Source organism: Haladaptatus sp. HS23, from assembly GCF_056892285.1.
The window spans coordinates 156,954-183,793 of record NZ_JBXGLH010000004.1 but is presented as its reverse complement, the minus strand read 5'-3'; the positions used below and the strand labels follow the sequence as shown (position 1 = coordinate 183,793).

Sequence of the window (26,840 nt, the reverse complement as noted above, 5' to 3'; positions counted from 1 at the left end):
CCATTCCGTTAAATCGTTCGGTGAATTTTTGACAAAAACACCACTTTCACAGCGCTTTCTCGGTCTATTTTCGATGCCGATTCGCTCGGCCGACATAGCCACGCCGCATAGCGCCTCCGTCGTTTTCGAAGTCGGCCCGTTCGCGTCGAATCGTTTCAGTTCCGGCCACGAATCCTCATTCGAACGCCCTTCGAAGCGCCTCACCGGCACGTCGGCGCACGTCGTCCGCGGCTTCGACGCTCGGGAACGGGTCGGCGAGTCGGCGCATGTTGGCGAAGTCGTGAATCATGCCGTCGTAGTTGGTGTGGTCCACGCGGACACCCGCATTGGAGAGCGCTTCGGCGTAAGCGTATCCCTCGTCCCGAAGCGGGCCGTATCCGCAGGTGACCAGCGTCGTCGGGGGTAGTTCGGCGAGGGTCTCTTTCGGTGCGCGAAGTGGCGATGCGCGAGGGTTCGCTCCGTCGATGTCGTCCCGCAGGTAGTGGTTCCAGAACCATACCATTCCTCGCGCAGTCAGGAAGTAGCCGTCCGCGTTCTCCTCGTACGATTTAGTATCGTACGAGTGGTCCGTCACAGGATAGAGCAACACCTGATGCTCGATTTCCGGCGCGTCGACTTCCTTTTCGACAGCCATCTGTGCGACGACGGCAGCCAAGTTGCCGCCCGCGCTTTCGCCGACGACGGCCAGACCCCTGCCCGCACCGATTTCGTCGGCGTTGTCGGCGGTCCACTTCGTCGCGAGATACGCGTCTTCGACGGCTCCCGGAAACGGATGTTCCGGGCCACACCGGTAATCGACGGAGACGACGACGCAGTTACCCTCGTTGGCGAGCGACCGTGCGACGCCGTCGTGGGTGTCGAGGTCGCCGACGACCCAGCCACCGCCGTGGAAGTAGACGGCCGCGGGAAGCGAGTCGCCGGGGGACGGGTCGTAGATTCGAACGCGGATATCCCGTGCGTACGCCGGGATTTTTCGTTCCTCGACTGAGGCGACCGATTCGGGTTCGACATCTGGGGTGAACAACCCCCCCAACAGCGCGCGGGCTTGTTCCGGCGAGAGATGCGAAAGGTCGGGTGCACCCTCTTCGACCAGTTTGTCCAACAGTGCCTGTGCGTCGGAATCGAGTTCGTGAGCGCGTCGCTCTTCGGTTATTGTACTCATCGAGAGTGGTATGCTATCGATGGCGATAATATTGTTGGCCATACAACAAGTACGTTGGATGTCAGACCTGTCTTCGTACGTACTCGTCCTCCATCTCCCCTTCCACGCAAAAATGACATCAGGTCTACTTGAATTCGATACAGGAAATCCTCATGTTATCGCCGGACGTATCCGAATTCGGCGATATCAATGAGCGAATACGAACTACCACCGCTTCCGTACGACTACGATGCATTGGAACCGCACATCTCGGAACAGGTGCTGACGTGGCACCACGACACCCACCATCAGGGCTATGTAAACGGGTGGAACAGCGCCGAGGAAACCCTCGCGGCGAATCGCGACGAAGGCGATTTCTCGTCGTCCGCGGGTGCCATCCGGAACGTCACCCACAACGGCAGCGGACACGTCCTGCACGACCTGTTTTGGCAATCGATGGGTCCCGACGGCGGCGACGCTCCCGAGGGCGCGCTGGCCGACCGCATCGAGGAGGACTTCGGGTCCTACGAGGCGTGGAAGGGCGAGTTCGAGGCCGCCGCGAGCGCCGCCGGTGGCTGGGCGCTTCTCGTCTACGACTCCTTCAGCAATCAACTCCGGAACCTCGTCGTGGACAAACACGACCAGGGCGCGCTCTGGGGTAGTCACCCGATTCTCGCCCTCGACGTGTGGGAACACTCTTACTACTACGATTACGGGCCGGACCGCGGCGACTTCGTCGACAACTTCTTCGAGGTCGTCGACTGGGAGGAACCCGCCGACCGTTACGAACAGGCCGTCGAACTGTTCGAGTAACGACAGCCGAAACGAGGTATTCTACCCTTCTTACGGCTGACACCGAAGCGACTGCAGCTCTCGTGACGGTCGAGTGAGATCGACGGAAGTTGCCCCAGAAGAACGGTCCTGTACGGCCACTTTCCGTCAGCGTCCTCGACGGCACCGCCGTGTTGCGGCGCGCATCTCGGCACCGGACAGATTTTCCACTTCGAGATTCGGTAATGCGAGCGGCACGCGAGGTATGATTCTATAGAGCGAAATACGATTTATAAGATCCAAACCCGACACCCCCCGCCCGGAGAAGATGAGAGAAAGTTAACACAAACTCGGCCAAAACACCGGTGCAGAAGGAATCCAGTCGAAAACGGTCTCACTCGAAGTCAGGTTCTCTGCCCTCCAAAAACGCAGAGACGCCCTCGATGTGGGCAGGCATGTCGTAGGCCTGGGACTGAACCATCGTCTCGTAATCCAACGCTTCGCGCCAGTCCTTTCCCAAATTCTCGTGGAGTGCCTGCTTGCCCAACGCGATGGTGTGGGTGGGTTGGTCCGCTAGCGTGTCCGTCAGTTCCGTGACGCGGATGTCGAGTTGTTCGTCGGTGACGGCTTCGTTCACGATGTCCAATTCGGCCGCTTCCTCCGCCGAAATCATCTGTCCGGTGAACGCGAGTTCCTTCGCCTTCCGCAGGCCGACGAGTCGGGGGAGGATGAACGTCCCACCCATATCGGGGATGAGGCCGACGTTGATGAACGACGCCGCGAACCGTGCGGACTCGGTCGCGTAGGCGAAGTCGGCGGCCGTAACCAGCGCCATTCCCGCTCCGACGGCGTCGCCATTGACCTTCGCGACGACCGGAACGGGAGCGGTCAGCACCTCGTGAACGACGCGGGAGAGCGTGTCTCGAACGCGCTCGTATGCCTCCCGGACGTTCTCCTCACGTTCGGCCATCGACTCGATGTCGCCCCCCGCGCTGAACGCCTTGCCTTCGCCGGTCAACACGACGGCGTCGTGTTCTTTCGGGTCGCTTTCGGCGATGAGTTCGGCGAGTTCGCCTGCGGCCTCGGGCGTGAAAGCGTTGCGAACCTCCGGGCGGTCGAACGTTATCGTTCGGACTCCGTCGTCGTCGGAAACGTGCATACCTGAATGGGTCGCTGCATGCACATTTAATTACTTCCCACGTGCAGTCGTGGTATGGATATCGAAGCCTTCTTCGAGGGAATGCCGTTCGCGGACCTGCTCGGCGTCGAAGTGACGGAGGCGGCGGACGGGCACGCCGAGGGGCGACTCGAAATGCGCGAGGAACTGTCGTGGAATCAGGACCGACTCATGGCCCACGGCGGCGTGACGTTCACGCTCGCGGACACCGTCGGCGGCGCGGCGCTCGTCTCGCTCAACGATCAACCCGTTCCGACCATCGACATGCGAATCGACTACCTCAGCGCGGGGACGGGCGACCTCTACGCCGAGGCTGACGTAGTGCGGAACGGGAGCGACGTGGGGACCGTCGACGTGAGCGTCTACGACGAGGACGACGAACACGTCGCAGAAGCGCGTGGCGTCTACAAGACGGGATAACGATGAACCGATGTCGTTCACTCCTCGTCGTCGGACTGCTTGCCACCGTCACCGTCGTCGGGGCCATGGTCTACCGACGAGACCGTCCCGAATCCGATATCGAACCGCCGTTCTGATGTCGCCGGGTTCATTTCGCCACTCGTGTCGGTAAATTGGTCATAATCTTTTATCCACTGGCAGTGTCAGTTATGCAGGAATGGGAACTTCTGATTCGTCTGCACTCGATGCACCGATTCTTCGCGTCTCGGCTGGGACGGGACGCGAGGACGCGGAAGCAGTGCTCGATAGTGCACGCGACGCGGCAGAAACGGTGACAGTCGTCGATGTGGGTCCAGTCGGAATCGAAGAGTTGACCCCCCTTGTCGCAGTCACCAACGATGGAACGACCGCGTTTCACGCGAACTGCACCCCCGAACACGTCCGAACCCTCGCCGAATCCCTTTCGAACGGAACCGTCGTCGAGGAGGACGCTCACGCCGTCGTAAGCCACGACGAGGGGCAGACGGTGTTTCCGGTACCGGAAGACGGGCCACTGTCCGTCGGACGACGGGACGTCCTCGAACGATGCGGCTGGGTGGACCCGACAACGGCGGCGGGATACGAGGAGTTCGTCGCGACGGAGGCCGCCGACGCCCCCGAAACCGTCATCTCGCAGGTCGAGACCATCGGCCTGTTGGGGCGCGGACGCGGCGATGCGCAAATGGACGAACCGGTCGCCGAGGAGTGGCGAACCGCCCGCGACACCGACGGCGAACCCGTAGTGGTCGTGAACGCCGGGGAAATCGACGACACGAACGACACGGACAGGACGCTGTTGGAAGCCGACCCGATAGCCGTCCTCGACGGGGCGACTGCCATCGCAACCGCCATCGGTGCGGAGGACATCATCGTCTACTTCCCCGAATCAGCCGTCGGAACGCGTGAACGGGTTCGAGAGGCGATGAACGCGTTCATGGACACGGACGCCGCGGCGGACGTGACGATTCGGACGGCAACTGGCCCTGACATGTACATGGCGGCGGAACCGACGATGGCCCTCGAAGCACTGGAGGGCAACGACCGACTGGAGGCTCGCCTCCGTCCCCCATCACCCGGGGAACACGGCCTCTACGGCCGACCGACGGTCATCCATACGCCGCGGACGTTCGCACAGGTCCGGCGAATCCTCCGCTCCCCGGGCGCGTTCGACTCGGAGGACGCCGACCCCGGAACCCGACTCGTAACCGTGACGGGCGACGTCACGGCTCCCGCGACCCTCGAACTGCCGACCGGCGGCAGCCTCGAAACGGTCCGAGAAGCTGTTTCGCTCGATAGCCAGTTCAAGATGGCCTGCGTCGGCGGGCAGTTCGGCGGCGTCACACGCTCGCTCGACCAAACGCCGAGCGCCCCGGCGCTGACCGGCGCACACCTCGGAACCGACGGCGTCGTCGAACTGTTCGACCAGTCACGGTGTGCCGTGGCGACCGCAGGGACACGCGCACGGTTCGCCGAAGAGGAGAACTGCGGACGCTGTGTTCCCTGCCGTGAAGGTTCGAAGCAGTTGACGAACCTGCTTCGGGACGTGTATTCGGGCGAGTTCAAGGACGACATGCTCCGCGAACTGGCGCGGACGATGCGCGATACGAGCATCTGTCACTTCGGGAGAACCGCATCCCGTCCCGTAACGACCGCGATGGACGAATTCGAACCGGAGTTCCACGCACACGCGGAGGGTCGCTGTCCGATCGGTACGTGCGAACAGATACAGTAGGCGAGAGACGCACCGATATATCGCATGTTGCGATACACTCTCGTGGTGGTTTCGACGGAGAAGCGGCCACAGAAACTTACTCCCTCGTCCCGTACGAGAAAACATGCCCGCGGGAGTCGTCGTCGCTGGCGGACGCTCGACCCGATTCGGAACCTCGGACAAAGCGGTCGCTCCGCTGGCGGGTGTGCCGATGATTCGCCGCGTAGCCGACCGCCTCGCCGACGTCGTCGACGAGCTAATCCTCAACTGCCGAGAAGATCAGCGAACCACCGTCAGCGACGCGATGGAGGGCTATCCGCGACCGTTCCGCTTTGCCATCGATACGGACCCGGATACCGGACCGATGGCCGGAATCCGAACCGGACTCGCGGCCTGTGACCACGACATCGCCGTCGTCCTCGCCTGCGACATGCCCTTCGTGGACCCGAAAATCGTGTCGTCCCTGTTCGACCACGCTACTGGTCACGACGCCGCCGTTCCCAGACTCGACGATGGGTGGTTTCAAACGACACACGCCGTGTACCGACGGGACCCGATGGTCGAGGCGTGTGACGCCGCCCTCTACCGCGGCGAGCGACGAGTCGTGGACCCGCTGCTCGAACTCGATTATGCCGTCGTCGGAGAGGACGACCTCCCCGAACACGGGTCGCTCTCCTCGTTCGAGAACATCAACACCCGAGAAGAGTTCGAGCGCGCCGAATCCCGACTCGAACGGACCTGAAGTTTATATCGTAATGGGCGGCCACACCCTCTATCCGCCGCCGAGCGCCGTGAAGCGATCCGCGGGAGTACGGCACACCGCTTCACGAACGACCGTGCCGTCTGATCGCCTTTTTTCGAGGTTCTGCTGGCGTATAGTGGCGATCTCTTCACGTTTCCGGTTCGACGACACGGAGGATGTGAATGCGTCGAAAATGCCGTACCGAGACCGGTGTGGTGAAACCGAACGGCCGCTATTTCGAACGGCTCGCTTCCGAACGGGACTCGGTGTCGTCCAGAATCAGCAGCGGAATCAACACGAGCAATAAAAACCCCGTCACGTAGCCAATGATCGTTGCTCCGTCCGGGAGGTGCTCTGCTTGCGAGATGGAGAGATAGCCGAGGACGAGGAGGATGATCTCCGGCCGGGAGGGGATGTCTGGGATGGGCACAAGCATAAGTTTCAGATAACTATGTATGAATCTTACGCGAATTTCGTGGCTATTCGAAGGAATCACACGGTTACCCTCCTTCCTTCTCGTTCTATCTCTCGGGTTCCGAGTCCATCCGAACGGTGGATGTATGTCGAGTTACGCGAATATCTGCGAGAACATCGACCGCTCGGCGCGGTGGAGTCGTTCTAAAAACGCCGATTTGCTGATTCCCAGTTCGTCGGCGACATCGCTCGCGGTCGTTTCGCGTGGGACGCTGAAGTAGCCCGATTCCAATGCGGTTCTGAGCGCGCGTTCCTGTGCCGGCGTCACGTCCCACCGCTGTGCGACTACTTCCTCGTCTTCGGAGCCGAGTTGGTGGACGCGTTCCAGTCGCATGCCGACCGTCTCACCGGCGGCCTCGAGGACCCCTTGAAGGACGTCGTGGCCGACGACCGCACCCGTAAACTTCGCGTTGCCGTCGTGATAGCGGACCGATTCTGCCATGAACCCGACGTTGGTCAGTTCGTGGACGACGCAGGCGTGTTTCGAAAGACAGCGAAAGTTCTGCTTGCCGTCCGTCGTGGAGACATGGAGGTATCGAATCCGGTCGTCTTCGTCGAGAACGTCGATGAGACCGCCGTTTTCGGCGGGGGCGCTAAATCGGAGAAGCGTGTAGCCGTCGTCGCGATGTTGCGGCGGTTGACAATCGATTCGGGTTCCCGTTTCGCGTGATGCCTCGGCGAGCGGACAGTCATCACCTGTCACGGCGAATTCGACGACGAGGCACTCGTCAATCATGCCGTGATTGTAGGGGTCCCCCCTATTTAAACCCCGTACATAGGCGGGCAAATTGGTATGGGTCGGGGTCGATAATTAACGACCATGGACATCGAGACAGTCAAGGAACGGGCCGGACCCCGGCAGTTCAGTCCGAAGGACGACATGCCGGAGGAGTACCGGAAGGCGGCGACCCGGATGATTCAGTTCCACGCGAACTCCGAAATCATGGGCGCGTATCTCGAACGCCCCTTCATCCGACAGGCACCGAGCCTCGACCGAAAACTCGCCTGCAGTGCGAAGGTACAGGACGAAATCGGTCACGGGCAACTTCTTTACCGCGCCGCCGAATCGCTCGGCATCAAGACCCGCGACGAGATGCTCGACGAGTTGGCGAACGGGGAGGGGAAGTTCCTGAACTGCTTCCACTACCCGATGGAGAACTGGTGGGAGACGCCGATGATCGCCTTCTTCGTGGACGGCGCGGCGATGCGCCGGCAGGCGACGTTGAAGCGCACGAGCTGGGAACCCTACGCGCACGCCATGGACAAGGTGTGCTTCGAAGAGGGCTTCCACGTCAAACACGGCGAGGACATCATGCGCGAACTCTCGATGGGGTCGAAGAAGGAACAGGAACTCATGCAGGAGGCCTTCGAGGAGTGGTGGCCGCGTATCATCCAGTTCTTCGGGCCGACCAACGACAAGAGCACACATCACGACTTCTCCGCCGACGTCGGACTGAAGACGATGTCGAACGACGACCTCCGCAACGCGTTCCTCAACGCCTACATCCCGAAGGCGAAGAAGTACGGGCTCGAAATCCCCGACGAACCGCGCATCGAGCGCGACGAGGAGACGGGCACGTACGAGGTGCGTGAAGACGACCTCGACTGGGACGAGTTCTTCAAAATCGCGAAGAACAGCTACGAACCCGGAGTCGGCCAGATAAACGGCCGTAAGAACGCACAGGACGCGGCGGAATGGGTCCGCACCGTGCTGGACGACTGGGAATCGAGCGGTTCGAACACGCCGGTAGCGGCCGACTAACATGATCTGGGAAGTGTTTCGACAGGAAGAAGCGGGAAAGTATCACACCCACTGCGGAAACGTTCACGCGCCGGACCGCGACATGGCGCTCATGTTCGCCCAAATCCAACACGGGCGGCGCAAGCCCACGAACAGCCTCTGGGTCGTTCCGAAGGACGAAATCGGCGAAGTCGATGCCGACGAAACCGCCTTCGGCGGTACGACGGACAAATCCTATCGTTGGGTGATGGCGTACAATCGCATCGACTCCAGTTTCGCACAGGAAATCGAGGACTCCGAGAGCGAACAGGAGGACGCGGACCGACGACGGAGTGAGGCATAATGTCGGCACAGCTCGCAGGACCTGACGAACTGAGCGACGAGGAACGAGCGGCCGTCGAGAGTCTGCTTCGCCGACTCGCGGACGACGAACTCGTGCTCGCCGAGCGCTACACCGAGTGGCAGGTTCGGTCGCCGACGCTGGAATCCGACCTCGCCATCTCGAACATCGCACAGGACGAACTCGGTCACGCTCGACTCTGGTACGACCTGTTACAGGACTTCGGCTACACGGAGGCCGAACTAATATTCGAGCGCGACCCCGCGGACTTCCGCCACTCGACGCTCGTGGAAGGGCCGTTCGAAACCGGCGACTGGGCGGACGCCGTCGTGCGCGGGTACTTCTACGACGTCGCCGAAAAACTGCGTCTCGAAGCCCTCGAAGACACGTCTTACCCGCGAATCGCTGACCGCGTGGCGAAGGTTCTCAGCGAGGAGAACTACCACCGCGAACACGCACAGAACTGGCTCGAACGGTTGACGAGCGACGACGAGGGAACGAAGCGAATCCAGTCGGCCGTGGACCGATTGTTCCCGTACGCGTTGACGCTGTTCGAGGAAGGCGATTCGAGCGAGAAAATCGACGAACTCGGAATCCGAACCGAATCGCTCGGCTCGATGCGTGACCAGTGGCTCGACATCCTGGTCCCGTTCCTCGCGTCGCTCGGCGTGGACCTTCCTGCCGAAGTCGAGGACGGCGAAATCGACGGACTGCTCCCCGAGGACATCGGACGAGACGGAACCCATACCGACGACTGGGCCGACCTTCACGACGAGATGACGCGGACGTACCGGGACCTCGGGAGAACCGAAGCCCATCGAATCATGCCGGACCCGGACAATGAGTAGTGACCCACAGGAGTTCGATATCGACTCCGAACCGACTGCGTGCACGTACACCGATTACTCGGAAACCGGCCGCTCTCCCGAAGACTTGCCCGCCACGGGCGAGGGAGCGACCGGTCTCGAACGGCGCGTCTGGGACGCGTTGTACGACATCGAGGACCCCGAGATGCCCATCAGTATCGTCGATTTGGGGCTGATTTACGGGGTAGAGTGCGAGACTCCCGAGGAGTCTCGTGACGAGGGCAGCAACGACGCCGCCGGGGCGAACGTCACCGTCATCATGACGCTGACCTACACCGGCTGCCCCGCCCGCAAGATGCTGACCGAAGAGATCGCGGACGAGGTGGCGGCCGTCGAAGGCGTCTCCAACGCGGACCTCGAACTCGTCTGGAATCCGCCGTGGTCCATCGAGATGGTGACCGAACAGGGCAAAGACGACCTCAGGGAGTTCGGATTGAGCATATGAGGCGACTCGACCCCAGCGTCACGACGAGCGGCGAAGACAAGGGCGCGGAGTGTCCCTACTGTGGTTCGACGGACACCCACAGAGAACACCCGAAGGGGCCGTCGCTCTGTCGGTCGATGCATTACTGTAACGGCTGTGAGCAACCGTTCGAGAAGTTCGAGTAGGGGTTTTGTTCGTCCCGACGAAGGGACGTGTTGATGGGTCCGCATCCGGGAGGTATGAAAGGTGTTATCATAACTCTTTTCGCAGTCTGAAGAAAGGTCCCGAAAACGGATGTATAGGGAGGAGTGGCCACCACGTTTTTTCCGCCGTCCGTTGCATTCCACCGTATGTCCGTAGATACACCGACACGGGAGGAATTGCGCCGCGGAATGACCGTCGAAATCGAACAGACGAACGCCGAGAACGCGGACGAGGCCGAACCGCTTCGCGGTGACATCGCCGAAATCCTCTCCGAGGAACACAGCGAACCCGGCGGCGTGAAAGTGGAGTTGGAGTCCGGGATTACGGGCCGGGTCAAACGCATCGCACCCGACGGGTAACTACCGAGATTCGAGGGACAGCAACCGCTCTTTCAATCCGATTCGATTCTCCTTGCCACCCGAAAAGCCGCCCAAGTCGCTTGCACCGACGATGCGGTGGCACGGGACGACCAGCGGGACCGGGTTGCGGCCACAGGCCTGTCCGACCGCTATCGGTGCGGTGTCGAGTACGTCGGCGATGTCGCCGTAAGTCCGTGTCTCGCCACGCGGTACGTCGGCCATCGCGGCCATGACCTGCCCGGTGAAGGAGTCGGGAAACGTGACCGATAGGCCGAACGTGTCCCGTTCGCCCGCGACGTACTCGTCCACTTGCTTCCGAATTTCGTCGGGACTTTCCGCGACGAGCGTGTTGTCGATCTCCATCTGCCAGTCCCACACGGAGACGAACATCAGTGTCTCCTGAGGACCGTCACGGGTCGATGAAGCGTTCCCGGTTCGCAGTCTTCGACCCGGGCCGAGATGTCGAAGTTATCGAACCATCCCACGTGGTCGAACTCGGTTCGTTCGAGGAGCATGCGGAACTCTTGGGGGGCGAACGTCTTTATGACGTACTCCTCGCGGAAGCGACGTGTGTCGTCGGGGGTTTCGACCCGCGTCGTCAGCGTCTGGCGGACCAACTGCTCGGTCGTGTGTATCGGTTCGTGGTCGATGCGGAACCGAACCGTCGTCGCGCCTCTGGTCGTCTCCCATTCGCTTTGGGAAGAGGTTCCTCCGGCGAAGTCGATGGACCCGTCGATACAGTAGAGCGACCCGGGCGTCAGCGCGTCGGCCATCGAATCGAGATGCGACAGCAGCGCCTCGTTCGAGTCGAGATACAGCGACCCGAGCGCACAGAACGCGAAATCGACGTCGCTCGGGAGGATGAACTCCTCCATGTCCCGTCGGAGGAACGTCGCTTCGATGTCGTTCTCGCGTGCCTTCTCGATGGAGTGTGCTATCATCTCCGAGGAGTTATCCAACCCGGTGAAATCGTAGCCTCGGGCGTCGAATTCGAGGAGGTACGGAGACGGTCCACAGGCGATTTCGAGGACGGAATCCGCTCGGTTCGAGCGCTCGCCGAATCGGTCGATACAGGCTTCGAAGAAGTCGACTTCGGCCGCCACATCGCGGAAATCGAACGCAATCTCGTAGTAGTCAGGATTCGCGTATAGACCGGCCATAGGTTCCAACTCTGGTGACGGGTCTTAACTGCTCGTATCAGGAGTAAAACGGTTGAGTGAACGATTGAACGCCTTCGTTTTTCTCGGCGATTCGGATTCGATTTTCCATACCGAGTCGGAGGGCGACCACAGCGTCCGTAAACGTAGGTTTAAACGAGAAGGCGCACAAGCCACAGCCATGACCGAATCGGACGCCGAGGAGGCGGGTGGCGAAACGGGGTGGTTCGCGGGCGTCGAACCGGACGACGTGGATACCGGGGCACGCTCCATCCGAGAGGGGCGCGCCGACGAACCGGCAGACTGGCCGGAACGCGCCGTCGAAACCGGATTCGCGGAGGACGAGGCGGACTATTATGCGACGCTTCGGGAGGCGACCATCCGTGCGACGCGAGAAGCGGTGACGGAACGCGAACGGGCGGACGACAAGCAACTCGTTCACGCGGTACGAGCGATGGACGACTGTGAATCGGAAGCGAACGAACTCGCGGAGCGCGTCGCGGAGTGGGCGGGAACGCTGTATCCCGACGCCGGAACGGGCGTGGAATACGCCCGCGAATTGGCAGAGAGCAACCCCGAAACGCCGGTCGAAGAACGCCTCGTTTCGCTCGCGGAGCGCGTTGCGGACCTCGCTGCGGAGCGTGACGAACTCAGGTCGTTCGTCGAGCGACAAGCACCGGCAGTCGCACCGAACCTCGCGACGCTCGCCGACCCGGTGCTCGCCGCCCGACTCATCGCACTGGCGGGCGGCCTCGAACCGTTGGCGAAGATGCCGGGCGGAACGGTGCAGGTACTCGGGGCGGAAAACGCGCTGTTCGCCCACCTCCGCGGGCACGCCTCTTCGCCGAAACACGGTATCATCTACACGCACGAAGCGGTTCGGGCGGCCCCTCCGAACCAGCGAGGTTCGGCGGCACGCACCCTGTCCGGAAAACTCGTCATCGGCGCACGAATCGACCACTATTCGGGTGAACACAATCCTGACCTGAAGGAGGAACTCGACCGCAGGATGGACGCGATTCAGTCACGGGGTGACGAATGACACTTCCGGATGGCGTCGAACGGCGAGAATTCGGCGGCGAGGACCGACTGGCGACCGAGGGACGGCCGGTTTACGGCGAACCCACGGACGGCGACTGGCGCTGTTGGGACGCCCGGCGTTCGAAGTTGGCCGCGATGTTGGAACACGGCATGGACACCGGTTTAGAGGGTGACGAGACGGTACTCTATCTCGGTGCCGCAAGCGGCACGACGGTGAGCCACGTCGCCGACTTTTCCGGGCCGACGTACGCAGTCGAGTTCGCGCCACGTCCGACCCGGGACCTCCTCGATGCGGTGGAGCCGCGTGAAAACCTCTTTCCCCTATTGAAGGACGCTCGAAAGCCCGAAACCTACGCACACGTCGTCGAATCGGACGTGGACGTGTTGGTTCAGGACGTGGCGACGCGAGGACAGGCGCGCGTCGCCTGTGAAAACGCACGCTTCCTTCGAGAGGACGGCCGACTGCTCCTCGCCATCAAGGCTCGAAGCGAGGACGTCGCGAGCGACCCCGAAACCGTGTTCGAAGGCGCGCTCGACACCCTCCGGGAAGGGTACGAAATCATCGAAACCCGGCGGCTGGAACCCTTCCATATGGACCACCTCGGCGTCGTCGCGATTCCCCGGAAGGTGTGACCGTCACCGGAAGTATTTACGTGTCCGGTGGCTAAATCTCGAAAAATGGATTTGGGTTCGGCCGAGAATTTCACCGATATGGGGACGCTCGGCGTCGAAGAGGAGTTCTACGTCGTCGACGAACGAGGCGTCCCAACTGCTGGCACTGACGAACTCGTCTATGGGACCGACCCACCGGAACTTCTCGACGGTCGATTGGACCACGAACTGTTCAAATGCGTCATCGAGACACAAACGCCGAAAACGACCCTTTCGGACGTGGACGACGACGTTCGACGGGTTCGAGAGGCCCTCGTGGAGCACGCCGGATCACAGGGATTCGGTATCGCGGCGGCGGGCCTTCATCCCGGCGCGAAGTGGCGGGAACTCGACCACGCCGATAAACCGCGCTATCGTGCGCAACTCGACCGAATTCAGTATCCACAACACCGCAATACGACTGCCGGACTTCACGTTCACGTCGGCGTGGACGATGCGGATGCGGCCGTCTGGGTCGCGAACGAAATCCGCTGGTATCTTCCTGTCATGCTTGCGCTGTCGGCCAACTCGCCGTACTGGAACGGTTACGACACGGGCTTGCAGTCCGCGCGGGCGAAGATATTCGAAGCGCTGCCGAACACCGGCATGCCGACCGACTTCGAGGATTACGAGGAGTTTTCGCAATTCGAGCGGACGATGGTCGAGACGGGGTCGATAAATGACCGCGGCGAACTCTGGTACGACGTGCGTCCCCACTCGGGGCACGGAACGGTCGAGGTTCGAACGCCCGACGGGCAGGCCGACCCGGAGCGCGTACTCGCCTTCGTGGAGTACACTCACGCGCTCGTGATCGACCTCGTGGAACGCTACGAGGACGGCGAATCCGGCTACTGTCACCGCCGCGAACTGCTGGACGAGAACAAGTGGCGAGCGCTTCGCTACGGTCACGATGCCTCGTTCATTAATCGGAACTGCGACGGCGAAATTTCGCTCGGCGAAGTGGTCGACCGCGAATGCGACCGCCTCGGCGTCACGGGAATCGGCGACATCTACGACGGGGAGAGCGGTGCGGCGTGTCAGCGCCGACTCAACGAACAAGAGAGCTTCGAGACGCTATGTGAGTCTCTTTTGCTGTAGACAAGTTTTTTATCCGGCACTGACTTTTGTCCTTCTGAGAACGACATGACTGGGGACAATGCCGATAACGACCGGAACGACACCGAGGAAACCGGCGACGAGATTCCCGTCGATACGGGCGGGGACGAACTGGACGAGGGAGAAACGGAGGAAGAAAAGCCGTTGTCACGCGGCCGAAAACGGCTCGGAGAAGAGGCAGACCGTGCGGTCGAAGGCTTCGATCAGGGAATCGTCGACCTGCTTTCGTGGGTACTCGACACGGAGACGCGCGCGCGAATTTACGTTTACCTTCGACAGAATCCGGGAAGCACGAGTGAGGAAATCGCGGAAGGGACGGGTCTGTATCCGAGTACGGTCCGCGAATCGCTCGCCGAACTTCACGAAGAGGAGAACGTCTCGCGCGAGAAACGCGAGAGTTCGGGTGCCGGAAACAATCCCTACGAGTACACCGCCATCGCGCCGAGCGAACTGGTCGGCGGCATGGTGGATCAGGTCCAACAGGAACTCAACACGGTGTTCAATCTCGACAGCCACCTGAACGACGAGGTGTCCGAGACCGAACCGGTCAGCATCGAAGTCGAGGACATCTCTGACGACATGGAGACCGACGACGAGGAAGACGCGGACGATGTGGCCGACGTGAGCGATACCGGTGACGACGATACCGAACCGGATGACGCCGAATCGGACGAGGAGTAACCCCCTGTCGCGCGGAAAGAGACACGAGCTCCTGCCCGACTATTCACACGATGCTGGCTACCATGGAGGGGGGAGTCTCTCCCGAAACGACCGTCCTCGTGTTCGAACTCGTCGTTCCCCACTGCGCCGCTGAACGGGATTCGGGAACGGTTTACCGCACGCGGTATCGACATCACGCCGAGGGAGAACGGATTCAAAGTGACGTATTCTGATAGCATAATTGTCTCCCAAGAATACATACTACTTTTTAGACAAAAATTCAGAACGAGGTAAAAATCGATACATCTGCTTTATACTGGCTTTTTGAGCGATGGTTCCGAACGAGGTAGGTAACGGAATCAGATACAGTTCGAATATAAGGGAGATGGATACTTTTCCCGGCGCATGATTTATATGTCCATTCTCGGATGTGAACAGTATGAGTGATTTCAGCAGCGGAAACGAAGTGGTTTCGAGTTCGGAAAGCGGGATTACGATAGAGAAATCGTTCGACGGAGAGGAGTTCGCGGTCCCGGCGATTCGCTTCGAACTCCGGTCCGACCACGATGACGCCGTGACGGTTCGTCTCACGGATCGAATCCCGAGTGACTTCCCGATGGACAACGTGGGGTTCCACCCCGAATACGAAAACGAGAACTGGACGGCGTACAAAGACCACCGGGTTCAGTTCGAGCGCACGCTCGAACCGGACGAATCACTGACGACGGTGTACGGGATTCGACTGTCCGACTGGTCGGACGCTGAGAAGTTCCTCATCGAACCGGAACTCGAAGAGGTGACTCCGGTCACGGCTGACGCGGAAGAACAGGGCGAAGAGCGCATGGAGGAACACACCATCACCGACATCGTCTCGGAGGACAGCAGTCAGGTCGTTCGCGACGTTATCACGGGCGATAGCGGGCTTCCGGGTCTCGGCGAGTCCGAACCGAACGATGACGCGGTGGACCCGCTCGCCGATGACGGAAACGACCCGCTTGCCGACCCACTCGCTTCGACCACGGACGCGACCGAGACCGACCCGCTTGCGGATGCGTCAGATGTAGACGCGGGAAGTGTAGACGAATCGGACGACTCGACCGAAACCGAAGCTGAACCCGAACCCGAGGACGACTTCGACGAGTCTCCCCTCGATGACGCCGACGACCTCGAAGATGCGACCGACGGCCCGTTCGACGAGCCGATGAACGAACCAGACGCAGTGGTGGGTGGCTCCGAGGAGTCGGACGACATCATCGAAGCGCCCGACGAAACGACGGACGAACCGCCCGTGTCACCGCCACGTCCAGGAAGCGTCGCAGCAGCCCTCGCGGACGAGATTCGCGCGGGGGAAGTGAGCGGTGACGACCTCAAACTCATTCAGCAGGAGCTCGATTTGAACACGCCCGAGAGTACGAACGTTCGCATCCGTCACCTCCAGTCCAGGGTGGACGACCTCGCGGCTTACACCGAGGCACTGGAGGAGTTCATCGACGATAACGGCACAGCGAAAACCCTCATCGACGGCTTCGAAACCGAGGTCGAGTCGGTTCGCGCCCAACTCGACGAGATGAACGACGAAATCGAGGGTGCGAAGGACGAGAGTGCACAGGCGCGTGCCCGCGTCGCTGACTTCGAAGCGACCGTCGAGAGCCTCGAAACTGGCCTCGAAAGCGACATCGAAGCCCTCGAAGACGACCTCAACGAACTGGGGAAACTCGATTCCGACATCGACGGACTCGAATCACAACTCGATGACTTGGAGGACCTCGTTGCGACGAACACTCGAGAGGCGTCCGCGTTGGACGACGAACTCGAAGACCTCAGGGACGACTTCGAGACGGTCGGTTCGCTCGAAGGAAAGATAGAGGCGCTTTCGGACGACATCTCAGAACTCTCCGACTCCGTTGCGGCCACGGAGACGCGCATGGACGAAAAGGTCGAAACCCTCCGAGCGGACATCGAGAACGTCGAAAGCGGACTGACGGAAGTGAACGAGTGGCGTGACCAACTCGGTTCGGTGTTCGGCGGGAACTGACCGCTCTTCCCTTCTCTATCCGTTCTATGGCTTTTCCGCCCCGGACGACTCCTGAACCCTTTTCATCCACTTGCGGGTGCAGGCAAGAGCCACCTGCCTCCGGGGACGCTTGTTTTTGCTAGGAGGATTCAAGACAATGATACGAGTGGGTCACACGTCGTCCGACTCCGAAACCTCGGACGACGAACGCCGTCTGTACGGCGACCCACAGCACGAGGTCGGTGGCGGTACCGACCCGGAGCGACTGTACGGGCAACCACAACACGATGGAAGCGGGCCAAATGGCGACCTCCAGCGTTTTTGGCTCGATTGTCTCGCCTTCCGAAAGAGCGTCGAAAAAGAGGTCGAATTCCAATGACCGCAACATCACCACGAAACCGAACGACGAGGGAAGAACCGGGAGATGAACACGGTGAAGAGGAGCGGAACGAGAAGGGAGAGCGTCGAGATGCATCGAGGTTGGAAAATGCGGACAGGATAGAGGAGTGTGACACCTGTGCGACCGAGACGCCTCACCGAGTGAACATCGAGATTAGAACCGAGAACGAACAGGCCGAACACAGTTCGTTCTCGCGCGAACCGTATCGCGTGAGCGTCTGTGTCGAGTGCGGCGGGGAGACGGTTCGTCGGATGAACGACGCCTGATTATTCCCGTCCGTCGTTCGGGGAGAGCGCGAGTGCGTTTTTCACGAGGCTCCGATGGCCGCGGCGAAGTCGCTCGGAGACCGCCTGATGGGAGATGCTGAGGTCTCCCGCGAGGTCGTCCGCCGTAGAGTCCCGCGGAACGTCGTAGTAGCCCGCTTCGAGCGCCATCATCAGCGTCTCGTGCTGTTCTTCGGTCAGTCCGTACAGTCCGTGGCGCGTGTCGCTTATCTCGTAGATGTTCCGAACGTCCACCGAGAGCCCCGTGTCCTGACAGAAGTCGTACGTCGCCGACAGCGAGTCGCGGTCGGGGAAGAGGATTCGAAGCCGCCATCGGTCGTCCTTGCCGTGGAGGTTCAGGATGGTCGCTTCCTCCTCGACGAGGACGTGGATGACGACGTGAATCTGGTCGACCCAGTGCATTCGATACAGTCGCTCGTCGTCGAGGTCCTCGATGAGCGCCAACTCGTCGATGCTGTTGTCCTCCCGAAGGGCGGCGTCCAGTTCCTCCAAATCGTCCGCCGACACCCACAAGTATGGCATGACGTGGTCTGCGTCGTGTGCCGCCACGCGAACGACGTCGAATTCGGCGTTCGGCACACGCTCCAAAGCTGTCCTGAGCGCGAACTCCTTGGCGGGGAGTTCTATTTCCGCGATGGTACTCATACGAAAACGAATGCCAGCGACCGTAATACGTCCTATGGCTACGTCACTCCGCCATCGGGGCGGTCGAACGATTCGTACTCGGCGGTTTCGGCGATTTCGCGTAGGTGTTCACCGACCTGCCACACGTCGTGAAAGCCGACGTACAGCGGTGCGGGACACACCCTGACCACGTTCGGCGGACGGAAATCCACGACGACACCGCGTTCCTTCAGCGCCTCGCCGATTCGGTACGCTTCTTCGTGTTCGACGGCGACGTGCCCGCCCCGTCGTTCGGGGTCGCGTGGCGTGCCGACGCGATACTCCGGCAGGTCGTCTACCACCTCGATGAGGTACTCCGTGAGCGCGACCGATTTCTCCCGTACCGCGTCGATACCCACCTCCTCGAACGGTTCGAGCGAACCCAACAGCGGAGCGGCGCTGAAGACGGGAATCGTGCCGACCTGCCACGCTCCCGCGTCCTCGGCGGGCGTGAACGTCGTCGCCATCTCGAACTGCGTCTCCTTGTCGTGGCCCCACCATCCGGCGAGTCCGGGTTCGGTCCCGAAGTGACGCTCGTTGACGTACAGGCCCGCGACCGCACCCGGCCCGGCGTTCAGATATTTGTAGCTACACCAGACGGCGAAGTCAACGTCCCACTCGGAGAGTCGGTGTGGGACCGCGCCGATGGAATGGGCGAGGTCGAACCCGGCCAGTGCGCCGTGGTCGTGTGCGGCCTCCGTGAGTCGCTTCAGGTCGAACAACTGCCCGCTCCGGTAGAGTACCGACGGCATGAACAGAATCGACGTCTCGTCCGAAAGCGCGTCGATGACGTCGTCCTCCTCGATGGTCCGGCCGTCGCGACTCTCGACCACGACGAGGTGTTCTTCCGGGTCGATTCCCACATTCCGCATCTGTGCGCGGATGGCGTAGTGGTCCGTCGGAAAGTCGAGTTCGTTCACGACGACGTCGCCGCCGTCGTAGAACGTCGAAAAGATGGCGTGGATGTTGACCGTGGTGGAGTTGCCGACGACGACTTCCGACCCGTCGGCCCCGACCAGCGGCGCGAGTCGGTCGCCGAGTCGTTCCCCGTAGTGGAACCAGTCCGGGTCGGCGTCGGTCCAGCCACGGATTCCGAGTTCCTTCCACTCCTCGACGGCGTTCGACAGCGCTCGTTCCGCGTCCGCCGAAAACACGCCGAGCGAGTTGCCGTCCATGTACAGTTCGCCCTCCGGAACCGAAAACCGGTCCCCGACGGCGGCGAGCGGGTCGGCCTCATCACGTCGTCTCGCGTCGTCCGCACCCGTATCCATACCTCCCGTTTCGGATACGGCTACTTCACTGTACGCTCCCCGGACGGGCGTTCGGGGGGTCGGCGCATCGAACGTCGAAGAAGCGAAAACGATGGCCGACCCGAGTCACTTCCCGAACCACCGTTCCGCGTGTTCCTCCACGAAATCGAGGAGGTTCTCGGGCGGCGACTCGAACCATCGAGCGTCCAGTACGTCGTCTCCAGCGGCCAACTCGCCGCCGACACAGACGCCCGAGAAAAGGACCGAGAGGGAAAACAGCCGTTCGTCGGGATTCGTTTCGAGGAAAATCTCCCGTCGTCGAACGTCCAGTACGTCGGTCAATCGACAGCGAAGCCCTGTCTCCTCCCGTACCTCGCGGCGGGCCGTCTCGGAGAGCGTCTCGCCGGGTTCGTGACCGCCGCCGGGGACGCCCCACGCGTCGGGTTCGTTCGGATGGCGAATCATCACCACTCGGTCCTTCGCGTCGGATGTCCAGACGGCGGCGGACCCGAGCCATCCGTTTTCGGCCTTCCGTCGCCCGTGTTCGAAGTAGTCGGGGTCGTTTTCGACTCGTTCGTCGTGGACGGGAAACATCCCGTATGCGTTTCGAAGCCGACGGAGGCTATCCGTCGTGGCCTCGCGGGTTCGCGCTTCGAGCGACATGGTCCGATGTTCGAAGGCTGAAACTATAACTCCCCTGCCGAGCAGAAGTCGGTATGGACGACGAGATGGGCGAGGCAGTGGCTCGAATCGAGGAGATGGGCGTTCCGCCGTGGCACGCCCTGTCCGTCGAGAGCGCACGACGCGTCGAGGACGAAGTGTTCACCGCCGACGACCGCGCGGCCGCCGAGTTCGTGCGCAACCTTTCGATACCCGGCCCCCGCGGAGAAATTCCGATTCGGGTGTACCGCCCCGACGTACAGGACGCTCCGGTCGTCGTGTTCTATCACGGCGGCGGGTGGACACTCGGGACGCTCGACTCCATCGACGGCGTGTGCCGCGAACTGGCGAACCGTGCCGACTGCGTCGTCGTCTCCGTGGACTACCGACTCGCGCCGGAACACCCGTTTCCGGCGGGGGTGGACGACGCCGTCGCCGCGCTCGAATGGGTCGCCGAGAATGCGGGCACGTTCGGCGGCGACCCAAGCCGCTTGGGCGTCGCGGGCACGAGCGCCGGAGGGAACCTCGCCGCCGTCACCGCACTCTACGCACGCGACTTCGGCGGGCCGGAACTCTCCCATCAGAGCCTCCTCTATCCCATCACCGACCACGCCTTCGATACGGAATCGTACGATGAGAACGGCGACGGCCCGCTCCTCTCGCGGGCGGACATGGAGTGGTTCTGGGACCACTACCTTCGAAGCCCGGTCGATGGCGAAAATCCCTTCGCGTCACCGCTCCGTGCGCGGGACCTCTCCGACCTCCCGCCGGCGACGGTCGTCACGTGCGGCCACGACCCGCTTCGGGACGAGGGTATCGCGTACGCCGAGCGACTCGCCGACGCCGACGTACCGGTCGAACACGACCACTATCCCGGGATGGCACACGGCTTTCTCAGCCTCACCGGCGACGTGACGACAGCGGACGACGCGATGGACGCGGTTTCCGAGTCGCTCCGGACGATGTGAGATAACCATCCTTCGGGAGGGCGTCGGCAATCAAAAAAGCAAGACGGAGCGTCCGCCACAACGCTTAGGCGACTCCCTGCCGAGGACGCTGAGGGGGAACTATGGCCGAGAAAATCTCGTTAGAAACGGCGAAACAGTTGATAGACGCAGCGGAGCAGAAAGCCGACGAAATCGGCGTTCCATCCGTCATCACCGTCGCCAATCCGGACGGAAACCTCATCGCACAGCATCGGATGGACGACGCGTGGCTGGCGAGCGTCAACATCTCGCGGAACAAGGCGTACACGTCCGCCGCGCTCGAAATGCCGACTCACGAACTCGCCGAACCGTCACAACCCGGTAACTCGCTATACGGTCTCCAGACCACCGACGACAACAGAATCGTGGTCTTCGGCGGCGGGTTCCCGCTCGAACGCGACGGCGAAATCGTCGGGACGATAGCGTCGAGCGGCGGCCAAGTGGACGAGGACATGACCGTCGCGCGGGCGGGTATCGAGCAGTTCCAGACGCTCGTCCACTGACCGTGCATTCGATACGGCAACCGGAGTACACCGGCGAAAATCGGTGTGTTCCATGTACCGTTCTCAATCTCCTTATCGCAGTCGCCGTCAGTTCGTTGCTCGCGTTGTTCGGGTCGTTTCTCCTCGGAGCGACGGCGCTCTTCCTGTTCGTGATCGTCGTCTACCTTCGCGGCTATCTCGTTCCCGGAACGCCGAGGTTGACGGCGAGATATCTCCCGGACGAAGCGCTTCGACTGTTCGGCAAGGAACCTCGTTCATCGCCGCGGTTCCGGCCAGAGAACGGCGGCAAGTTGACCGCCATGGAAATCGTCGTTCCGTGTGACGAGGACGGACGCGACGAAACGGCGTGTCTCGACTCGGACTTTCGGACGGCGTGGCGCGAGCGTATCGAATCGACCCGTCCGGAAGACGTCGAACGGGCGGACATCGCGGACCTCCTCGGCGTCGAGACGGATTCCGTCTCGTCCCTCGGCGGGCATGCCGTCGTCACCGGTTCGCGCCTCGTCCGCTGGCCCTCGGCGGCGGCGCTCCTCGCCGATGTCGCGGCAGGGACGGTGTTGGAAGACCGAAGCGAAGAGTGGCGGCACCTGTCGCTCGGACGCCGTGAGGAGACGCTCACGCGGTTGCGAGCCTTCCTGTCACGGTGTCCGACGTGTGGGGAGCCCCTTTCGCGGGGAACGAAGAGCGTCGGTTCCTGCTGTCAGCCGTCCCGAACCGTCTTCTCGGCGGTCTGTGACCGCTGTGATTCCCACATCGTCGAAATCGACGTCCCGGAAACGGAGCGGGCAGACGTGACGGCGAAACGATGAAGCCACCGAACGACATCGTCGGGTATGCTATTGGGACGTTCCGGTGGTCGTCGTACCGCCGTTTCCACCGTTCCCGCCGCCTTTGACCACGATTTTCCCGTTCGACGACGAGTAGTTCTCGGCGAAGTACGCGGACATGTTCTTCGACGCGGTGAACGTCACCGTCTGCGAGGTGTTCTTCTTCAACAGGAAGTCCGAACGCAGTATCGCCGGACCGTTCGGGTAGTTGGACGTGAGTACGAGGTTCGGACGGTTCGCCGCCCGCGAGTACGACGCCATATTCGTCCACTCGATGGCGTAGCGCTGGCCCTGCTGGAGGCGCAACGTCGGATTCGTTTTACCCTTGATTCCCGAGGACTGGCCCTTCCACTTTCCGTTTTTGAACCCGAGTTGGAACGTCTTCGACGGACTCCCCTGGGTCGTCTGTGTCGTACTGGATTGGGTCGTTCCGTTCCCGCCGCCCGTGCTGATGCCGCCGCGCATCTCGACGGGGTGGACCTCACAGTAGTACTCGTTCGTGTTCTGCTTCGGCGTGAACCGAACGGTCTGTGTCGCACCCTGTTGACTCATAATGGGCGAGCGAACCACCGTGCTTCCGTAATCCCCCGTCTGCGGATTGCCGTCCCCGCTCATGGCGATGAAGTTGTGGTCGAACCCGTCCCAGTTTATCCAGATGACCTCGTAGGGTTGCCCCGCCTGCAGGTTCAGGGTGGGATTCAATTCGTTCTTTATCGATTCGGGTTCGATTCCGACCCATCCGGTGGACTGCCCGCCCAACTTTATCTGTTTCGCGGGTTTCTGCGACCCGCCGTTCCCTTGCGACTGTGTCGTCGTGTTTTCGGACGTGGTGCTGGTACCACCACTCCCTCCGCCCCCACCGCCGCTCGTACCGACCTTCCCCTTCATCGTGGTCGGATGCACGGTACAGAGGTACGTCGCCATGTTCTGCTTCGCCGTGAACGTGACCGACTGCGTCTTCCCCCGCGTGTTCATTATCTTCGTCTTGACCAACTGTTTCCCGCCCTTGTCCCGAATCACGAAGTCGTGTGGCTGGCCGTCGAGGTTCTTCCAGACGACGGTGTACTTCTTGCCCGATTCGAGTGGCAGCGTCGGGTTCTTCTGTCCCTTGATGGAGTTCGGGGCCATCCCTTGCCACCCGGATACCTTTCCGCCGAGACGAATCGTCGTCCCGCCGCCCTGCGCGAGCGTCCCCGTGAGTCCGGCGAGCGTCCCGCCCGCCACGGTTCGTTTGAGGACGGAACGACGCGACACCCCGTCGTTCCCGCCCGATTGCCTGTCCGTCCGTCGTGTTCGTGCGTTCTCGTTGTTCGAGGTGAATCCCATCCGAACTCACTTCCCCTTCATGGCGAAAACGGCAACCGTGCTGCCACGGCGGCCGTGACGGAGCCACCCGCTTCCGCCGACCTGCACGGCGATGTACTGTTTTTTCGTTCCCGGGTCGTACCAACCGCTCGGCGAGGAGCAGATGGGCGCACCCAACTGCATCTGCCAGAGTCGGTCGCCCGACTTCCCGTCGTAAGCGACGAAGTTCCCCTTCTGCGTCCCGAGGAACGTCAACCCGCTGGCAGTCGTCATCGACCCGCCCCAAATGTAGTTGTCGTCCTCTATCCACTCGCGCCAGACGCGTTTTCCCGTCCGCGGGTTCACCGCGACGATGGCGCTCGTCTTGCCGTTCCAACCGTCGGGTTCGTTCACGTGCGGCCAGTCGTGGAACTGTCCGCCGAAGTAGCCGCCACCCGGACTGTACTCCTGATGTTCCCACCAAATCTCCTGTGGCGTGTTCTGCTGTTTCATGTAGACGAGGCCGGTTTTCGGGCTGTAGGACGGCGGCTGCCAATCGTTGCCGCCCTGTGCTCCGGGGACGAACGAAATTCCCTGCTCGCCCACGTGCGGCACCTGTTTGAACGTGTTCAGGTGCTGGACGGTCGGTTCGCTTCGCTTCAACAGTTTGCCGTTCGTGGCGTCGAGCGTCTGCAACCATCCCGTCTTGCCGGGGCTGACGACGATGTCCTGCTTTTTCCCCTCGACCTGCTGGTCCCGGATGAGGATTTTCGGCGAGGAGGAGTCGTAGTCCCACGTGTCGTGCGGACTCTCCTGATAGTTCCACTTCGGTTTCCCGTTGTTGGCGTCGAGCGCTAACGTCCCGACGCTGAAACGGTTCGGGCCGGGACGCACCGCCCCGTCGAAGTCCGGGCCGGGGTTGCCGACCGGCGAGAAAATCACGTCGTTTTTCGTGTCGATGGTTCGGGACATCCACGTCGTCGTCGCCCCCTGTTTCCAACTGTCGCCGACCCACTGGTCTTTCGGTCGCGTCTCGGTCTTCCAGAGCTGTTTTCCGCTGTTGACGTCGAGCGCGGTGACGAATCCGCGAACGCCGTACTCGCCGCCCGCGCTACCCGTGATTACCTTCCCCTTGTACGGGGTCGGTGCCCACGTCGCGGAGTAGCCGTCCTGCCACTTGCCCGTGGACGTGTACCACTTCTGCTCGCCGGTGTAGCGGTCCAACGCCACGACGCCCGAGTCGAGCGTGGTCATGAACAGCGTATCGTTCAAGATACCGAATCCGCGGTTGTTCGTGTCACAGCAGAGGATGAGTCCGTCGGGGTTCGCGTACGTGTAGCTCCACAGCACCTCCCCCGTGCGGGCGTTGATGGCCTTCCCGTGGTCCGGCCCGTTCGTCTGGTACATGATGGGCGGGTCGCCCGGAACGATCAGCGGTGTCCCTTCCATGCTGTCGGCGACGCCCGTCTCGACCAGATACTCGATTTCCAGGTTTTTCACGTTGTCAGGCGTGATGACGTTCGCCGTGGAGTGGCGCTGTTGTTCGTACCCACCTCCGTAGGTCAACCAACTGGTCTGGTCGGTCGTCGTCTCGTTCAGCATCTCCTGTGTGACCTGCTTTTTCGGGATTTGGTTTACGTCGTACTGCTGAGTGATGGACTGACTCGGTGTCCCTTGCAGTTGATACCCCTCCTCGATTTCTTTCAGTTCGTGATTCTGTGCCGCTTTCACGGCGTCGTCGTTCTCTATCCGTGTCATCGTGCTTCCTCCCACGAGTGCGGTGCGCGCATCTCCTCCGTGATGCGGAACACCTCGTTGTTCAAATCCTCCTGTCCGACGATCATCGCGGCCGTTCCGGCCGTCAGCGCCGCGGTCAACTGGCTGTCGGTTACGCTCCCATCGGTCACGCCGTGGGCGGCAGTCGTCAGCAGGTGGAACCCGCCGAGCATCGTCTTCACGTTCCAGATGCCGTCGTCCAACATCTCATCCGTGAGGAGGACCTCGTTCTGCCAGAGGTGCGTGTCCATGTCGTCTATCCACAACAGCGACCCCTCCGCCGCCCGGTGTTGCAACGGCGCGACGTGTTCGACGTTGAACTCGACACCTTCGGGGATGTCCTTCGTTGGCATCCACAGCGCCAACCGCCCGGTGTTGTTCACCACGTTCATCGTCAGCGCGGTTTTCTCCCGCTCGCTGAATCCGAGGTCGGACAGCGCGTTCGAAAGCAGTTCCGTCTGAATCAGTTCGCTCGCGACGTTCTCGATGTGGTTCTCGCTGAACGCCGGGAGATGTGACTCGACGCTCTCGTAAAAGCCGACGTCGACGAGGTGGTCGTTGACCGTCCACGCCGGTGCCGCGAGGTCCCGATAGAGACGCTCGTTCTCGCCGGGAATCCCCGCTGCCCGAACGTCTTCGAGGGCCTCCATCGCCGTGCCGATTCCTCCGAGTCCGCTTCCCAACAGGTCGGCGTCGAGTTCGCCGCTCACGTCCTCACGAATCGCATGCCCCATCGTGGACAGTTCCTCGGCCGGGTTTCCGTGTAACTCATCTCGAATCCCGTCGAGCGTGAGTTCGCTCCCCACGGCGGCAGCACTGGTGAGACCCAGTACCCGTAAAAACTGTCGTCGCTCCTCGTCGTCTATCTCCGGTGCATAGTTTGTCATCTCGTGTTCTCCCCCCGTCCGGGACGGCCGTCCCCCTGTCCCGGTACCGAAAATCGGTCGGGTTATTTGTTAACATTTGGATGGAAATCGCGCGACGGGTCAGTAAGATGTGAATCCGGTAGCTGGAATACCAACTCCAAAAACGGAAACGTCATCCCGAAAACCGTATCCCGAACGTAGCTGATAAAAATGGTTTCGTGAATCCTTTATAAGTAAACCGCTTCGAACGCGTTCCATGGCTGACCGATGGAAAACCATCGACAGTCGTTTCATGATTCGACCCGTCCAATCGT

At 61.5% G+C, this 26,840-nt stretch carries 32 protein-coding genes and 1 pseudogene; 21 read left to right on the top strand and 12 right to left on the bottom strand.

Annotated elements, in window-relative coordinates:
• Window positions 1-175: 175 nt before the first annotated feature.
• Window positions 176-1,162, bottom strand: coding sequence for an alpha/beta hydrolase (locus AC1XDK_RS13685; RefSeq protein ID WP_483350454.1), 987 nt, complete (start codon window positions 1,160-1,162; stop codon window positions 176-178).
• Between the two features lie 189 nt (window positions 1,163-1,351).
• Here AC1XDK_RS13685 and sod point away from each other — a divergent pair, with 189 nt between their 5' ends.
• Window positions 1,352-1,954: a superoxide dismutase gene (gene sod, locus AC1XDK_RS13680; RefSeq protein WP_483350453.1), complete on the top strand. Its 603-nt coding sequence runs from the start codon at window positions 1,352-1,354 to the stop codon at window positions 1,952-1,954.
• 352 nt (window positions 1,955-2,306) lie between these two features.
• Here the strand turns inward: sod and AC1XDK_RS13675 are convergent, their stop codons facing one another.
• Entirely contained in the window at window positions 2,307-3,071 is a 765-nt protein-coding gene (locus AC1XDK_RS13675; protein ID WP_483350452.1) for an enoyl-CoA hydratase/isomerase family protein, read from the bottom strand.
• A 54-nt stretch (window positions 3,072-3,125) separates the two neighbouring features.
• On the opposite strand from AC1XDK_RS13675, the gene AC1XDK_RS13670 reads away from it, so the two are divergent.
• From AC1XDK_RS13670 to mobA, 3 genes are all read left to right on the top strand, one after another.
• Window positions 3,126-3,509, top strand: coding sequence for a PaaI family thioesterase (locus AC1XDK_RS13670; protein WP_069450666.1), 384 nt, complete (start codon window positions 3,126-3,128; stop codon window positions 3,507-3,509).
• 196 nt (window positions 3,510-3,705) lie between these two features.
• Window positions 3,706-5,259, top strand: coding sequence for an NADH-ubiquinone oxidoreductase-F iron-sulfur binding region domain-containing protein (locus AC1XDK_RS13665; protein ID WP_483350451.1), 1,554 nt, complete (start codon window positions 3,706-3,708; stop codon window positions 5,257-5,259).
• A 103-nt stretch (window positions 5,260-5,362) separates the two neighbouring features.
• Window positions 5,363-5,980 carry a molybdenum cofactor guanylyltransferase gene (gene mobA, locus AC1XDK_RS13660; protein WP_483350450.1) on the top strand — a complete coding sequence of 206 codons (618 nt, stop codon included), beginning with the start codon at window positions 5,363-5,365 and terminating at the stop codon, window positions 5,978-5,980.
• A gap of 232 nt (window positions 5,981-6,212) precedes the next feature.
• Here the strand turns inward: mobA and AC1XDK_RS13655 are convergent, their stop codons facing one another.
• Both AC1XDK_RS13655 and AC1XDK_RS13650 read right to left on the bottom strand, forming a co-directional pair.
• The gene (locus AC1XDK_RS13655; protein WP_483350449.1) at window positions 6,213-6,416 is read right to left on the bottom strand and encodes a hypothetical protein; all 204 of its coding nucleotides are present in this window, start codon (window positions 6,414-6,416) and stop codon (window positions 6,213-6,215) included.
• A gap of 132 nt (window positions 6,417-6,548) precedes the next feature.
• Window positions 6,549-7,190, bottom strand: a complete 642-nt coding sequence (locus tag AC1XDK_RS13650) for a helix-turn-helix domain-containing protein (RefSeq protein WP_483350448.1) — start codon at window positions 7,188-7,190, stop codon at window positions 6,549-6,551.
• A gap of 84 nt (window positions 7,191-7,274) precedes the next feature.
• Between AC1XDK_RS13650 and paaA the strand changes: the two genes are divergently transcribed.
• From paaA to AC1XDK_RS13620, 6 genes are all read left to right on the top strand, one after another.
• Complete coding sequence (gene paaA / locus AC1XDK_RS13645) at window positions 7,275-8,216, top strand: 1,2-phenylacetyl-CoA epoxidase subunit PaaA (protein WP_483350447.1); 942 nt, start codon at window positions 7,275-7,277, stop codon at window positions 8,214-8,216.
• 1 nt (window position 8,217) lies between these two features.
• Window positions 8,218-8,538, top strand: coding sequence for a 1,2-phenylacetyl-CoA epoxidase subunit PaaB (paaB, locus tag AC1XDK_RS13640; RefSeq protein ID WP_231183321.1), 321 nt, complete (start codon window positions 8,218-8,220; stop codon window positions 8,536-8,538).
• Window positions 8,538-9,383 (top strand): 1,2-phenylacetyl-CoA epoxidase subunit PaaC, encoded by an 846-nt coding sequence (gene paaC / locus AC1XDK_RS13635; protein ID WP_483350446.1) that lies wholly within the window; start codon window positions 8,538-8,540, stop codon window positions 9,381-9,383. The genes paaB and paaC overlap by 1 nt, the downstream gene beginning before the upstream one ends.
• Window positions 9,376-9,846, top strand: coding sequence for a 1,2-phenylacetyl-CoA epoxidase subunit PaaD (paaD, locus tag AC1XDK_RS13630; protein WP_483350445.1), 471 nt, complete (start codon window positions 9,376-9,378; stop codon window positions 9,844-9,846). The genes paaC and paaD overlap by 8 nt, the downstream gene beginning before the upstream one ends.
• A complete protein-coding gene (gene paaE / locus AC1XDK_RS13625; RefSeq protein ID WP_483350444.1) occupies window positions 9,843-10,010 on the top strand; it encodes a 1,2-phenylacetyl-CoA epoxidase subunit PaaE in 168 nt (55 codons plus the stop codon). Before paaD ends, paaE begins: the two co-directional genes overlap by 4 nt.
• Window positions 10,011-10,175: 165 nt before the next feature.
• Window positions 10,176-10,388, top strand: coding sequence for a DUF2196 domain-containing protein (locus AC1XDK_RS13620; protein ID WP_483350443.1), 213 nt, complete (start codon window positions 10,176-10,178; stop codon window positions 10,386-10,388).
• Here AC1XDK_RS13620 and AC1XDK_RS13615 read toward each other — a convergent pair whose 3' ends face one another.
• Together AC1XDK_RS13615 and AC1XDK_RS13610 are read right to left on the bottom strand one after the other, a co-directional pair.
• Window positions 10,389-10,778 carry a methylated-DNA--[protein]-cysteine S-methyltransferase gene (locus tag AC1XDK_RS13615; RefSeq protein ID WP_483350442.1) on the bottom strand — a complete coding sequence of 130 codons (390 nt, stop codon included), beginning with the start codon at window positions 10,776-10,778 and terminating at the stop codon, window positions 10,389-10,391.
• A gap of 353 nt (window positions 10,779-11,131) precedes the next feature.
• Window positions 11,132-11,548, bottom strand: a pseudogene (locus tag AC1XDK_RS13610) (class I SAM-dependent methyltransferase); the annotation flags it as partial.
• Window positions 11,549-11,726: 178 nt separating this feature from the next.
• On the opposite strand from AC1XDK_RS13610, the gene AC1XDK_RS13605 reads away from it, so the two are divergent.
• The 8 genes from AC1XDK_RS13605 (at window position 11,727) to AC1XDK_RS13570 (ending at window position 17,693) form a co-directional block, all read left to right on the top strand.
• A complete protein-coding gene (locus AC1XDK_RS13605) occupies window positions 11,727-12,587 on the top strand; it encodes an NOP5/NOP56 family protein (protein WP_483350441.1) in 861 nt (286 codons plus the stop codon).
• The gene (locus AC1XDK_RS13600; RefSeq protein ID WP_483350440.1) at window positions 12,584-13,219 is read left to right on the top strand and encodes a fibrillarin-like rRNA/tRNA 2'-O-methyltransferase; all 636 of its coding nucleotides are present in this window, start codon (window positions 12,584-12,586) and stop codon (window positions 13,217-13,219) included. Before AC1XDK_RS13605 ends, AC1XDK_RS13600 begins: the two co-directional genes overlap by 4 nt.
• Before the next feature lie 45 nt (window positions 13,220-13,264).
• Window positions 13,265-14,335: a glutamate--cysteine ligase gene (locus tag AC1XDK_RS13595; protein WP_483350439.1), complete on the top strand. Its 1,071-nt coding sequence runs from the start codon at window positions 13,265-13,267 to the stop codon at window positions 14,333-14,335.
• A gap of 45 nt (window positions 14,336-14,380) precedes the next feature.
• The gene (locus AC1XDK_RS13590; protein ID WP_483350438.1) at window positions 14,381-15,034 is read left to right on the top strand and encodes a winged helix-turn-helix transcriptional regulator; all 654 of its coding nucleotides are present in this window, start codon (window positions 14,381-14,383) and stop codon (window positions 15,032-15,034) included.
• Window positions 15,035-15,096: 62 nt separating this feature from the next.
• On the top strand, window positions 15,097-15,246 hold the full coding sequence (locus AC1XDK_RS13585) for a hypothetical protein (protein ID WP_483350437.1): 150 nt from the start codon (window positions 15,097-15,099) through the stop codon (window positions 15,244-15,246).
• Between the two features lie 206 nt (window positions 15,247-15,452).
• Window positions 15,453-17,048, top strand: coding sequence for a zinc ribbon domain-containing protein (locus AC1XDK_RS13580; RefSeq protein WP_483350436.1), 1,596 nt, complete (start codon window positions 15,453-15,455; stop codon window positions 17,046-17,048).
• A gap of 136 nt (window positions 17,049-17,184) precedes the next feature.
• A complete protein-coding gene (locus AC1XDK_RS13575; protein WP_483350435.1) occupies window positions 17,185-17,406 on the top strand; it encodes a hypothetical protein in 222 nt (73 codons plus the stop codon).
• Window positions 17,403-17,693, top strand: coding sequence for a DUF7835 family putative zinc beta-ribbon protein (locus tag AC1XDK_RS13570; protein WP_483350434.1), 291 nt, complete (start codon window positions 17,403-17,405; stop codon window positions 17,691-17,693). The genes AC1XDK_RS13575 and AC1XDK_RS13570 overlap by 4 nt, the downstream gene beginning before the upstream one ends.
• Here the strand turns inward: AC1XDK_RS13570 and AC1XDK_RS13565 are convergent, their stop codons facing one another.
• The 3 genes from AC1XDK_RS13565 to AC1XDK_RS13555 all read right to left on the bottom strand — a co-directional run bounded on the left by AC1XDK_RS13565 (window position 17,694) and on the right by AC1XDK_RS13555 (window position 20,287).
• Entirely contained in the window at window positions 17,694-18,356 is a 663-nt protein-coding gene (locus AC1XDK_RS13565; RefSeq protein ID WP_483350433.1) for a helix-turn-helix domain-containing protein, read from the bottom strand.
• 38 nt (window positions 18,357-18,394) lie between these two features.
• Window positions 18,395-19,645, bottom strand: coding sequence for a kynureninase (gene kynU, locus AC1XDK_RS13560; protein ID WP_483350432.1), 1,251 nt, complete (start codon window positions 19,643-19,645; stop codon window positions 18,395-18,397).
• Window positions 19,646-19,750: 105 nt separating this feature from the next.
• Window positions 19,751-20,287, bottom strand: coding sequence for an NUDIX domain-containing protein (locus tag AC1XDK_RS13555; protein WP_483350431.1), 537 nt, complete (start codon window positions 20,285-20,287; stop codon window positions 19,751-19,753).
• A gap of 53 nt (window positions 20,288-20,340) precedes the next feature.
• On the opposite strand from AC1XDK_RS13555, the gene AC1XDK_RS13550 reads away from it, so the two are divergent.
• The 3 genes from AC1XDK_RS13550 to AC1XDK_RS13540 all read left to right on the top strand — a co-directional run bounded on the left by AC1XDK_RS13550 (window position 20,341) and on the right by AC1XDK_RS13540 (window position 22,582).
• Entirely contained in the window at window positions 20,341-21,252 is a 912-nt protein-coding gene (locus tag AC1XDK_RS13550) for an alpha/beta hydrolase (RefSeq protein WP_483350430.1), read from the top strand.
• A 101-nt stretch (window positions 21,253-21,353) separates the two neighbouring features.
• Complete coding sequence (locus AC1XDK_RS13545; RefSeq protein ID WP_483350429.1) at window positions 21,354-21,773, top strand: GlcG/HbpS family heme-binding protein; 420 nt, start codon at window positions 21,354-21,356, stop codon at window positions 21,771-21,773.
• 2 nt (window positions 21,774-21,775) lie between these two features.
• A complete protein-coding gene (locus AC1XDK_RS13540; RefSeq protein WP_483350428.1) occupies window positions 21,776-22,582 on the top strand; it encodes a DUF8054 domain-containing protein in 807 nt (268 codons plus the stop codon).
• Window positions 22,583-22,609: 27 nt separating this feature from the next.
• Here the strand turns inward: AC1XDK_RS13540 and AC1XDK_RS13535 are convergent, their stop codons facing one another.
• The 3 genes from AC1XDK_RS13535 to AC1XDK_RS13525 are packed head-to-tail and all read right to left on the bottom strand — an operon-like array spanning window position 22,610 to window position 26,547.
• Window positions 22,610-23,926 (bottom strand): cupredoxin domain-containing protein, encoded by a 1,317-nt coding sequence (locus AC1XDK_RS13535; protein WP_483350427.1) that lies wholly within the window; start codon window positions 23,924-23,926, stop codon window positions 22,610-22,612.
• A gap of 6 nt (window positions 23,927-23,932) precedes the next feature.
• Entirely contained in the window at window positions 23,933-25,642 is a 1,710-nt protein-coding gene (locus AC1XDK_RS13530) for an outer membrane protein assembly factor BamB family protein (protein WP_483350426.1), read from the bottom strand.
• Window positions 25,639-26,547 carry a hypothetical protein gene (locus tag AC1XDK_RS13525; protein ID WP_483350425.1) on the bottom strand — a complete coding sequence of 303 codons (909 nt, stop codon included), beginning with the start codon at window positions 26,545-26,547 and terminating at the stop codon, window positions 25,639-25,641. The genes AC1XDK_RS13530 and AC1XDK_RS13525 overlap by 4 nt, the downstream gene beginning before the upstream one ends.
• Window positions 26,548-26,840 lie beyond the last annotated feature (293 nt).